We start from the raw sequence: 10613 nt of genomic DNA, 5'->3' as shown, positions 1-10613 counted from the left end.
TTTCCGTTTTAACAGAAGGGGGCATATGAACTCAATTTTTGATAAACTTATAACCAGAATGACCGAGGCTAAACCCGTAAATTACAAAATGATTAAATGCGAACTAAATACATAATCCTATGAATTTTTTACCGAAATATCCAGTCTAAATCCCCAAAAACCCACGAGGTTTAACATAGAAGCCATAGAAGAGACCGAATTGTTCTATATCGACAAACCCGAGATGGAAAAGCTTTATAAATAATTTCCAACCTGGCAGGAGTTTGGCAGGATAACCTGGGAAGCCATGGCGGTTAGGATGATCGATCAAATAATTAGTTTCCAAACCTTGTCGGCAGAAGAACGCTACCTGGAATTTATGGCGAAATCTGAATTGATAAAAAGAGTCCCGGTCAAACAGATCGCCTCTTACCTGGGTATAACACCCAACGCCTTGAGCAGAATCAGAAAAAACATCAAGTAAATTCATTAACTACCAAATGGTAGTTTTAGCGGCCTTTTAAGCATGTACGTTTGCATCATCAAAAATGATGATAAAATGGAAAAGCTAATATTGGTAGCAGGAGCTACAGGTCATCTTGGCCAAAAAATATGCCGGGAACTGATCAAAAGAAATGTACACGTCCGGGCGATTGTGCGCGAACAAAGTGAGCCTAAAAAAGTTGATGCGCTTGAGAAAATGGGCGTTGATATTTTCAAGGTTGACATGGACAACGAACAGGAATTAATAGGCGCATGTGCAGGCGTTAATTGCATTGTATCGGCTTTAGCAGGGCTGCGCGAGGTTATCGTAGATACACAAACCAAACTTTTAAATGCGGCGGTCGCCGCAGGTGTTCCGCATTTTATCCCTTCTGATTTTTCGTCGGACTTTACGACGATGCCGGCGGGGGAAAACAGGAACTTCGATCTACGCAAAGAATTTCATGCGATATTGGATAATAGCCCGATCCGGTCTACCTCTATCTTCAACGGGGCTTTTGCAGACATACTTCGGTATAATACGCCGTTATTCAATGTACAGCAAAAAACTATTTCTTACTACGATAATAAAGTCGATTGGGCAATTGACTTTACTACCATGGACGATACGGCTGCCTTTACGGCGATGGTAGCACTGGATGAAGCTGCGCCGCAGGCACTAAGAATCGCAAGCTTTAGGATAAGCCCCAATGACCTGGTTAGTTTGAGCGAGCAATATAAGGGATCAAAATTCGACTTAATTGATATGGGTTCAATGGAAGGGTTTTCAGCTTATAACAAAACACTAAGAGCAGCTCATCCCGAAGGAGAAAATGAGCTTTACCCTAAATGGCAGCAGGCGCAGTATCTGTACAGTATGTTTTTAGTTCATCATACTAATTTGGATAACGACCGGTATGAGGGTTTAAGCTGGTCGCCCGTAGCAACAAATATTTAAAAAGATGATCATGAATAACGAAGAAAAAATAATGACCGATCAGTATTCCGACGAAGAACTGATCAAACAATGGCCTGGATTTGAAAACAAATACACGAATGTTAATGGTGTAAAATTACATTATGTGGAAGGCGGCAGCGGCATCCCTTTAATCTGCCTTCCGGGCTGGCCGCAAACTTGGTATTCCTTTAAAAACATAGCCCCGACACTTGCACAAAAATACAGCGTAATCGTTGTAGACATCCGAGGCATGGGTGCTTCTGCTAAACCGGAAGCTGGTTATGATAAGAAAACCATGGCTAAAGATATTTATGATCTTATCCAACATCTAAATTTGGGGAAAGTGTACTTGCTTGGTCACGATATTGGTGGCATGGTAGCTATGAGTATGGCTTTTAACTATCCGGAAAGTATAGCAAAACTGGTGATCATGGACGGCGCGCATCCCAGCCAGGGTATGCTTCAAATGCCTTTGATACCGGCATTAGGCACATTTACTGAAAAAATGACCGGTGAGTCGCAATATGTTTGGTGGATGGGTTTTAACCAGATAAAGGGACTGCCCGAGAAATTATTGGAAGGAAGGTTTCAATATTTATTGGATTGGTTGTTCGCTTATGTAATGATCGACGAAACGAAAATGACTACCTTCGAAAGGGAAGTGTACGCATCAGTTTATAATGATCCGGAAAATATCCGCGCCTCAAATGCCTGGTATCAAACATTTACCCAGGATATAGAAGATGCAAAAAGCTATCAGTCATTGACTACGCCTGTTTTAGGCATTGGAAGTAATGTGAGTTATAATTTCATGAAGATGGGTTTACCTTACGTTGCAAAAGACTGTAACGTGATTGGATTGTTAGATAGCGGGCATTATATGAATGAGGAAAAGCCTGAAAAAGTGCTGGAAGTTATTCTGCCGTTTTTGGGTTAACCAGTATGGCAGTGCTATTCTTGAATATTTACTTATATAAAGCTGCTATCTAAAAAAAGCCGGCTCCCCTCACAGGCAGCCGGCTTTTGTATTTTTTCCGTCCAATTTTTCTCGGTCCAATTTTTCACATCGGTTTTATAAAGATTCCTTTCCGGCCGATAGTGCAAATATTTATCAATCATCCCGATGTGGAACTTTTCATCCAACGATGACTGCTTAAAATTCAACGACAAGGCCATGGTCACACCCTCCGAAACAGACGACATCCTGTTAAGGTTAACCGGCAGCACCTCTTTAGATAGGGCCCTCCGTAGCGCGATTACCCAGGCAACGAGCGTCAACCTAGAAGCAGGTTTAAGCGGAAGATAGACCGGGAATTATTTTTGCGCCTGCCTAATATTGCCGGGAGAAATTAAACGGGCAACGCAATGAGGATGAGTTGAGTTGTACCGAGGCCCATCTTGCGGAAAGATTAGGTTTATAGATTAATTTATCGAGTAGCTAAAAGTAAAGCTTTTTGTTGGATTGGATTCGGCTGAATTACTACCTGGTAATCATTAGCATAGAAACCTTGCGGCCCGCATAGGAAGCGGTGGGTGTATTGCGGAAATACGATTAGTTGGGATTAGCGGTAATAGGCGGTAGCGTGAAATCTAGGGACACGCGCCGGCAAGGGGTAATTCATCAACAATTAAGAGTAAAATCACAATTCCTAAATATAATTCAAAAAAAGCAATCAAGTACTAATTATTTTAGTATTTTTACAGCAATTGTTATTTATCACACAAATGACGACCAGTAGAATGCAAACCAAAACTGTTATACGAATATCTTAAGAGAGTAGTTAAACCTGTGGAAGTGAGTTACAATTCACATGAAACGTTAATTTTAATCATTTGCAGTTCGAAACTTTCTTCGATAAGCTTACCCTATTTTCTTATAAAAAGAGAGTTGGGTGTTTTTTACAAGATGGATAGGCCGTAACTTTACATTAAAAACAATCTTGAAAAATGATAAATAGCAGGAAGAATGAAGCTAAAACCGATTTAGATCTATACAACTATATAAAAGAATCAAAAAAGTATAGCGAAAAATGGTTAATCAAAAAAACTTCGAATTCCTATGTACAAGAATGCTTAGATGTCTCTAGTAAAAGTGGGAAGGGTTTTAGAGGAGAGCCTGATCTAATTTATTTAAATGAAAAAAAGCGTCTTTTAATCCTTGTAGAGAACAAACCAACTATAAAAAACCATATCTCAAAAAATGAAAATAGTCCTAAAAGCTACGCGGTAGATGGTATTAAACATTATTTATCACATTTTTTTGGTGAGAAAATAGACACGCTCAATCCGACGATACGAAAATACTTTGAAGACTGGTCCATAGTAGGAATTGCATTTTCTGGAGATATTAATGATGAATATAATCACTTAATTTCAACATTTATTTTAGCAAATGAGCAAATAAAAAAAATCGAGACAAACGAAATTTTAGACGAGGAAGATTATTTGGCTTTTTTCGAAAATATAGATCTTGAAAACATTTCGAAAAATATCTCAAAATCTTCCAGCGAGATAAACAGAATGTTGCGGACACTTGATTCGCAAAAAAGGCCCGTGTTACTGAGTGCATTGATGATTTGCCTTTATGACAAAGGAGATATATCTAACGATTTCAAGAAGAGTTACAGCAATTGGACTATAACTACTATAATTAGAAATATCCCTACAACAATTGAAGATATTTTACTAAACGAGGGCATTGATAAAGATAAAATTGATGTCCTAGTAAATGAATTGACATTTATTAAAACGGATAACGACTTATTATCATCCGACATATTAAAGAAAATCCTAAACGAACTTGAAAGCAATGTAATTCCTCTTTTTAACAAACGAACCAATTACGACATAATTGGAAAATTTTATGAAGAGTTTCTGCGTTATGCTGGCGTTGCCAATGTAAAAAAGGGTATTGTTTTAACGCCAAGTCATATTACTCAATTGTTTACCGAATTAGTCGAAATAAAAAACAATGACGTTATTCTGGATACATGTTGCGGGACCGGGGCGTTCTTGATATCAGGAATGAATAAGTTAGTCCATGAGATTGAATTATCGCAACTGGCCAATAAGCAGGAGAAAATAAAGAAATTAAAGCAAAATCAACTAATTGGCTTCGAGAAAAGCAGTACCATGTATTCGTTGGCAATTTCGAACATGCTTTTTAGAGGCGATGGAAAATCTAGAATTTTTAATATAGATGCATTTTCTGAAAAAGCTGAAGAAATTTTAAAGAAACTTCGGATGGAGGATATACGTCCTTCTATAGGCTTTATCAATCCGCCATATGGGGGTAAGGATAATCAAACAAATCCCACAAAAAAAGAAATTCAATTTTTAGAAACATTACTAGATTCTGTGAGCAGCTATGGTGTTATTATAGCACCGCTGTCGACTTATTTCAAAGACGAAATTGAACGAAACAGAATTCTTTCTAAACATACGTTAAAGGCTGTTATAAATATGCCAGGAGAGTTATTCCAACCTAATGCCGCCACACATACAGCCATAGCTATTTTTAAGACTAATTTACCTCACAACAATAAAAACGTTACATTTTACGATTTGAATGATGACGGCTTTGTTTTATCGAAAAATAGAGGACGCACAGATGTCTTAAATAAGTGGACGACAATAAAAAAAACGCTGTTAGAAAAACTAAAGAACCCCGACAAGTATGAGAATCAGATAAATCTTGTGAGTACTCCTATCCTTCTAAACGATGAATGGATCATACAAGCCCATTCAAAGACGGACTACTCGCATTTATCAGAGAAATCTTTTATAAAAAGCATAAAACAGCACATAATTTTTTCGACTAAGCTAAAACTTGATTTATTAAACAAGGACATTGATGAGATTACTTTCTTAGAAATATTAAATGACACTATACAACGCAAGCCAGCCAACGACAAAATAAAATTCAACTTTAATATGTCGGATTGGAAGGAGTTTTCTTTTTCTGAAGTATTTTATTTTGAACGCGGTAAAAGGTTGATAAAATTAGATCAAAACAATGGTGACATAGCTTACATATCTTCCACGAAGGTTAATAACGGCATAGATAATTATATAACGCCACCTACTTATATGACTATCTATAAAAATGCAATGACAATAAATAACAGCGGGAGCGTCGGATACTTATTTTATCATACGTATGACTTCGTATGTTCTGATCATTGTACGGTTATATATTTGAAAGATCAAAACACGACGTTAAATAATTACATTTCGATTTTTCTTAAACCTATTATTGAATCAATTAGGCCAAAATTTAATTTCGCGAGGGAAATAAGTGATGCAAGGTTAGAAAGAGAGAAGATTTCTTTACCAGTTGACAAAAATGGGAATCCTGATTTTATATTTATGGAAACTTACATAAAATCATTGCCATATTCAGGAACTATCGTATAACAGGGTAAACGCACTAATATTTTTATTATATTTGAACTCGAAAACGGAGTGGTAGTTCAGCTGGTTAGAATGCCTGCCTGTCACGCAGGAGGTCGCGGGTTCGAGTCCCGTCCATTCCGCAACTCACACTTTGATTTCATTTGGCAGCGATGTTCGCGAGTTTTTTACAGCTTAGTGAGTTTAAAACTTACTTCTGACCTACTTCACTTTCATCGCTCCTAAGACGGGAATCCAAAAAAAGCCGGCTCCCCTCCTCAGGCAGCCGGCTTTTAAATATCAATAGAAGCTGTTCCTTTTACAACTCCCTCACCCAAATATTTCTGAAACTCAACGGTTCGCTTTTGTCGCCGTGGGCTTGTAGTTTTATAGGGCTTGGGCCGTGGGCTGCGCGGTAACCGGGTGCGCCGATGTATTGAGTTGGGCCCAGCAGTTCGATGTTGTTTTCTACCAGTACGCCGTTGAATAATACGGTTACGCGGGCCGGGGTTTTTACTTTATCGCCATCGAAGGTTGGGGCGGTCCAGATCACATCGTAGGTGTTCCAAACGCCGGGGGGCTTGGTTGGGTTGGCCAGCGGGATAAACTGTTTGTATATACTGCCTGCCATGCCGTTTACGTAGGTTTCGTTCTTGTACGAATCCAGCACCTGCAATTCGTAACCCAAATCGCCTTTGCCTATCGAAGCCAAAAACACGCCGCTGTTGCCGCGGCCCTGACCTGTGCCGGTGATGCTGGCAGGTACCTTCCACTCAATGTGCAGCTGGTAGTTACCAAATTTACGCTTGGTTTCGATGTTGCCGGTTGCTTTGTTTACCGTGAGCACATCGCCGTCCACGTTCCATTTGGCGGGGTTGCCGCTGGCTACGTCTACCCATTCGTCCAGGTTTTTACCGTCGAACAAAACAATGGCATCAGAAGGAGCATCGCTGGTGGTTTTACCTGCGGTAACTACTTTAGGTACCGGGGTCCATTTCTCGGTATCCTCGGGCTTTGCGCCTGTTTGGGCGTTGGCCGCAACCACGCTGCACATAAGCAGTGCGGTTAATATGAATTGCTGTTTCATGTATCTATGAATTAATTGGTGCGCCTTAATTAAGCTTTCAGCAGGGTTTTTACGTATGCGCTGCTTTGGGCAATGCTCTTGTATGGGTCGATATTAGTAAAGTTTTCCTGCTCTACAATAAAGTGTTTGATGCCGCCCAGTTTGGCCTGGCCCAATATCGTTTTAAAATCGATGGTACCGGTACCAATCTCGGTGTTCAGCTCGTGGTTGGTTTTATCCATATCCTTAATGTGTACGAAGGTAAAACGGCCCGGGTGTTTTTTGAAGATCTCCAATGGATTATAACCGGCGCGCACTACCCAGTACAGGTCCATCTCCATGTTTACCAATTTAGGGTCGGTAGCGTTTAAAATGGTATCGTAAAACGTGGTGCCTTCGGTTTCTTTCCACTCAAAGTTGTGGTTGTGGTAACCCAGTTTCAAGCCTTCGGGTTTCAATATCTCCGCAATCTTGTTCATTTTATCGGCAACGCCTTTAAAGTCGGCAGCCGTTTTAATGAATTCGTGGTTGATGCTTGGGATAATGATATAGGTTTGGCCGGTGGCATGCGCGCTTTCGATATAGCTATTCAGCTGATCCATTTTGCCGCTGCCGAAGTATTCGTCAAGGCCGTAGTGACCGCTTGGGGTAGTCAGGCCGTTGGCTTTGAGTAAGGCGCTGAATTCCTTTGCGCTGAGGCCCCAAAAGCCGCCATCTTTAGAATAGCCGAAGGTCTCAACTTCCGAGTAGCCCGCCTTGGCGATGTTGGCTATGGTGCCTTTTACATCTTTAGGTAACTCATCGCGTAAGCTATATAACTGCAGGCCTACGCCTTTTTTGCCTTTTGCCGATAGTAATTGCGGCGCCAGCATCAATGCTGCCGAAGCCATGCCCGCCTGGGCCAAAAAATTCCGTCTGGTTGTCATGTATTTAGTTTATAAGTAGTGTTATGACCTGTGCTGCCTTCAATAGTTTAAACGTCGCAAATGTGCACGGCTGTTTTAAGCGATGCCAGCTTGTCTTTGTACTTGGGTATAAATTCCTGCGCTACAAAGCCTTTGTGCCCGGTTTCTACTATGGCTTTCATAATAGCCGGGTAGTATAGCTCCTGCGTATCGTCTACCTCGTTACGGCCGGGTACACCACCGGTATGGTAATGGTTGATGTATTTGTTGTAGGCGCGTATGTTGCGTATCACGTCGCCCTCGTCAATCTGCATGTGATAGATATCGTACAGCAGCTTAAAGTTTTCGCTTCCGAGGCGTTTGCAAAGCTCTGCGCCCCACTCTACCCTATCGCACTGGTAATCTTTATGGTCAATCTTGCTGTTCAGCAGTTCCATTACCAATACTACGCCGTGTTTTTCGGCAAGGGCCGCCATCGGTTTAAGGCCCTCTACGCAGTTGTTCCATCCCTCCTCGTCGGTTTTACCGCGACGGCTGCCACTGAAGCAGATGAGATTTTTGTAACCTGCGGCGGCTACCTTGGGTATCATGTCGGTATAGTTTTTATGCAATTGCGCGTGGAACTGCTTATCGCCGAAACCGTCAGTCAGGTTTATTTCGGCACCGTTGCACATGCTGGATACCAGTCCGTATTTTTTCAATGTAGGCCAGTCGGCGGGACCAACCAAGTCGATGCCTTTAATGCCTATATCTACAGCGGCGGCGCAAAGGTTTTCTACCGATATATCGCCGTAGCACCAGCGGCACACCGCGTGGTTGATGTTTCCTTTTAATTTATCAGCCATTGGTTCTTTTGCATCAGTTGTAAATGATGATAATACGCCGGATGCGCCTATGGCGGCGGTACCGGTAATGAGGCCTTTGATGGCCGTACGTCTGTTTGGGTTTGTTGCCATGGTTATACTTCTAAACGTCCTTCGGGTTCGCCTTCAATGGTTAATCCCGGTTTGGTTTGTATTTGGTTTTTGTCTTTAAAAAATACGATAAATACGATCAATACTACTGCAGCTATACCGCCGGGTATTAACCAGATTGCTTTCCAGTCGTGTACAGTTTCGGAGGTTTTCCAATGGTCAACAATCGGCCCTGAGATATAGGAGCCAATAAGCATCCCTACTCCATATGTGGCTAAGGTAATAAAGCCCTGCGCTGCACTTTTAAAGCGATCACCCGCCAGGTTATCGGTATAGATCTGGCCTGTTACAAAGAAGAAATCGTAACACACGCCATGTAAAACAATACCGGTAATCAACATCCAATACCCGCTACCTGCATCGCCGTAGGCAAAAAACACATAACGCAATACCCAGGCCAGCATGCCTATTGCCAGCATTTTTTTAACCCCAAGGCGCACAAAAAATAAGGGCATCAATGCCATAAAGGCAAGCTCTGACCATTGACCGAAGGACTGTATAAATGCTGCCTTTTTCATCCCTACTTCGTTAAGGAAAGGGTTGGTAAAATTGTAATAAAATGCAAGCGGAACGCAGATAGCGATTGAAGCCAGGAAAAAGATGAGGTATGAGGAGTTCTTTAACAGGCCAATGGCATCAAGACCAAGGATATCGCTCATAGAGCTCTTCTGCCCTTTTTTAGCAGGTGGCGTTGGCGGCAGCGTGAAGCTTAATAAACCTAACAGCAATGATGCAATGGCAGCCATTTTAAAGGTGAGTACCAATGTATTGTTTGCTTCCCAGCCCAACCAGCCAATAACCGTCCCGGCAACTATCCAGCCGAAAGTACCCAGGATACGGATAGGCGGAAATTCTTTGCTCGGGTTGGTCATCTGCTTAAACGACACCGAGTTTACCAGCGCCAGCGTAGGCATGTACACGATCATGTAAGCAAAAATAACCGGCAAAAATCCACTGAAATTAGGAATGGTGGTAATGTAGTATAGTAATGCGGCACCGGCTAAGTGCAATACGCCCAAAACCTTTTGGGCGGAGAAATAACGATCGGCAATTAACCCGATAATGAATGGGGCAATAATAGCCCCCCACGATTGACTGGAGTAAGCAGTGGCATTTTGCGTGCCGGTTGCGGCAAGTGTTTTACCCAGGTAAGTACCCATTGTTACAAACCATGCGCCCCAGATAAAAAACTGGAGGAACATCATGGCAGATAACTTAACACGGATGGTTAAGTTCATAGTTAAATTGGTTTATATAATGACAGGAGGCACGGGCGTTTGCCCGATACGTAGATGTATAAGTACACTATAATGCCGGATGCTTGCCAAAAGGCGGCATCCGGCATGAATAGGGTTGGCTAACGCCAGCCGGTTTATTTCACCGACAGGATGTACGTTACCATTTCTTTGGCATCGTCTAAAGAAAGCGCCGGATGCGCGGTCATGGCCACATCGCCCCAGTTGCCGCTTCCGCCTGCAATAACTTTCTTGGCCAGTTTTTCGGTATCGGCTGCGGTATATTTCTTTGCGATATCGGCAAACGCAGGGCCGATGATCTTCTGGTGCTCCTTATGGCAGGTAGTGCAATCAGAGCCGGCAATTAAAGTTGCGCCTTTGCTTGCAGGTGCAGCAGTGGTACCGGTTTTGCTGGCTGCAGTATCTGCATTAGTAGTAGCTGCTGTAGCAGCCTGGTTGGTTGCCGTAGTGCTGGTGTCGCCACCTTCGGCTTCGCCGGGTTTTGTACCGCCGCAAGCTGCAATTACTAAACTGATACCTAAAACAATAAATACTTTTTTCATGGGGTGTTATATTACAGAATTAAACTTCCGCGAAAAATACGTTTTTTCTACGAAAAAT

10 protein-coding genes and 1 tRNA gene are annotated in these 10613 nt (G+C 42.0%); 4 read left to right on the top strand and 7 right to left on the bottom strand.

Annotation, left to right across the window (positions count from 1 at the left end; translation table 11 throughout):
• Nucleotides 1–145: 145 nt before the first annotated feature.
• Nucleotides 146–469, bottom strand: a complete 324-nt coding sequence (locus E2R66_RS28530) for a hypothetical protein (protein WP_158288490.1) — start codon at nucleotides 467–469, stop codon at nucleotides 146–148.
• A 69-nt stretch (nucleotides 470–538) separates the two neighbouring features.
• Between E2R66_RS28530 and E2R66_RS23225 the strand changes: the two genes are divergently transcribed.
• Nucleotides 539–1420, top strand: coding sequence for an NmrA family NAD(P)-binding protein (locus tag E2R66_RS23225; protein ID WP_133235409.1), 882 nt, complete (start codon nucleotides 539–541; stop codon nucleotides 1418–1420).
• Nucleotides 1421–1430: 10 nt separating this feature from the next.
• A complete protein-coding gene (locus tag E2R66_RS23220) occupies nucleotides 1431–2357 on the top strand; it encodes an alpha/beta fold hydrolase (protein WP_133235407.1) in 927 nt (308 codons plus the stop codon).
• A gap of 32 nt (nucleotides 2358–2389) precedes the next feature.
• Here the strand turns inward: E2R66_RS23220 and E2R66_RS23215 are convergent, their stop codons facing one another.
• A complete protein-coding gene (locus E2R66_RS23215; RefSeq protein ID WP_133235405.1) occupies nucleotides 2390–2698 on the bottom strand; it encodes a hypothetical protein in 309 nt (102 codons plus the stop codon).
• Nucleotides 2699–3367: 669 nt separating this feature from the next.
• Between E2R66_RS23215 and E2R66_RS23210 the strand changes: the two genes are divergently transcribed.
• Complete coding sequence (locus tag E2R66_RS23210; RefSeq protein ID WP_133235403.1) at nucleotides 3368–5836, top strand: N-6 DNA methylase; 2469 nt, start codon at nucleotides 3368–3370, stop codon at nucleotides 5834–5836.
• A gap of 45 nt (nucleotides 5837–5881) precedes the next feature.
• Nucleotides 5882–5955, top strand: a tRNA-Asp gene (locus tag E2R66_RS23205).
• 176 nt (nucleotides 5956–6131) lie between these two features.
• Here E2R66_RS23205 and E2R66_RS23200 read toward each other — a convergent pair.
• From E2R66_RS23200 to E2R66_RS23180, 5 genes are all read right to left on the bottom strand, one after another.
• Nucleotides 6132–6899 carry a 3-keto-disaccharide hydrolase gene (locus E2R66_RS23200; protein ID WP_133235401.1) on the bottom strand — a complete coding sequence of 256 codons (768 nt, stop codon included), beginning with the start codon at nucleotides 6897–6899 and terminating at the stop codon, nucleotides 6132–6134.
• 29 nt (nucleotides 6900–6928) lie between these two features.
• Nucleotides 6929–7804 (bottom strand): sugar phosphate isomerase/epimerase family protein, encoded by an 876-nt coding sequence (locus E2R66_RS23195; protein WP_133235399.1) that lies wholly within the window; start codon nucleotides 7802–7804, stop codon nucleotides 6929–6931.
• A gap of 47 nt (nucleotides 7805–7851) precedes the next feature.
• A complete protein-coding gene (locus tag E2R66_RS23190) occupies nucleotides 7852–8739 on the bottom strand; it encodes a hydroxypyruvate isomerase family protein (RefSeq protein ID WP_133235397.1) in 888 nt (295 codons plus the stop codon).
• A 2-nt stretch (nucleotides 8740–8741) separates the two neighbouring features.
• The gene (locus E2R66_RS23185; protein ID WP_133235395.1) at nucleotides 8742–9995 is read right to left on the bottom strand and encodes a nucleoside permease; all 1254 of its coding nucleotides are present in this window, start codon (nucleotides 9993–9995) and stop codon (nucleotides 8742–8744) included.
• Nucleotides 9996–10129: 134 nt separating this feature from the next.
• Nucleotides 10130–10555 carry a c-type cytochrome gene (locus E2R66_RS23180; protein ID WP_133235393.1) on the bottom strand — a complete coding sequence of 142 codons (426 nt, stop codon included), beginning with the start codon at nucleotides 10553–10555 and terminating at the stop codon, nucleotides 10130–10132.
• Nucleotides 10556–10613 lie beyond the last annotated feature (58 nt).

The organism is Mucilaginibacter psychrotolerans (assembly GCF_004519315.1).
GTDB classification, from domain to species: domain Bacteria; phylum Bacteroidota; class Bacteroidia; order Sphingobacteriales; family Sphingobacteriaceae; genus Mucilaginibacter; species Mucilaginibacter psychrotolerans.
The sequence above is the reverse complement of the archived record's forward strand: the minus strand, read 5'-3'. Positions and strand labels throughout refer to the sequence as shown.

Excerpts from the sequence above, each read along its gene's own strand:
- E2R66_RS28530 (WP_158288490.1), bottom strand. The coding sequence starts at position 469 with ATGAATTTACTTGATGTTTTTTCTGATTCTGCTCAAGGCGTTGGGTGT.
- E2R66_RS23220 (WP_133235407.1), top strand. The coding sequence starts at position 1,431 with ATGAATAACGAAGAAAAAATAATGACCGATCAGTATTCCGACGAAGAA.
- E2R66_RS23200 (WP_133235401.1), bottom strand. The coding sequence starts at position 6,899 with ATGAAACAGCAATTCATATTAACCGCACTGCTTATGTGCAGCGTGGTT.
- E2R66_RS23225 (WP_133235409.1), top strand. The coding sequence starts at position 539 with ATGGAAAAGCTAATATTGGTAGCAGGAGCTACAGGTCATCTTGGCCAA.
- E2R66_RS23180 (WP_133235393.1), bottom strand. The coding sequence starts at position 10,555 with ATGAAAAAAGTATTTATTGTTTTAGGTATCAGTTTAGTAATTGCAGCT.
- E2R66_RS23185 (WP_133235395.1), bottom strand. The coding sequence starts at position 9,995 with ATGAACTTAACCATCCGTGTTAAGTTATCTGCCATGATGTTCCTCCAG.
- E2R66_RS23195 (WP_133235399.1), bottom strand. The coding sequence starts at position 7,804 with ATGACAACCAGACGGAATTTTTTGGCCCAGGCGGGCATGGCTTCGGCA.
- E2R66_RS23190 (WP_133235397.1), bottom strand. The coding sequence starts at position 8,739 with ATGGCAACAAACCCAAACAGACGTACGGCCATCAAAGGCCTCATTACC.
- E2R66_RS23210 (WP_133235403.1), top strand. The coding sequence starts at position 3,368 with ATGATAAATAGCAGGAAGAATGAAGCTAAAACCGATTTAGATCTATAC.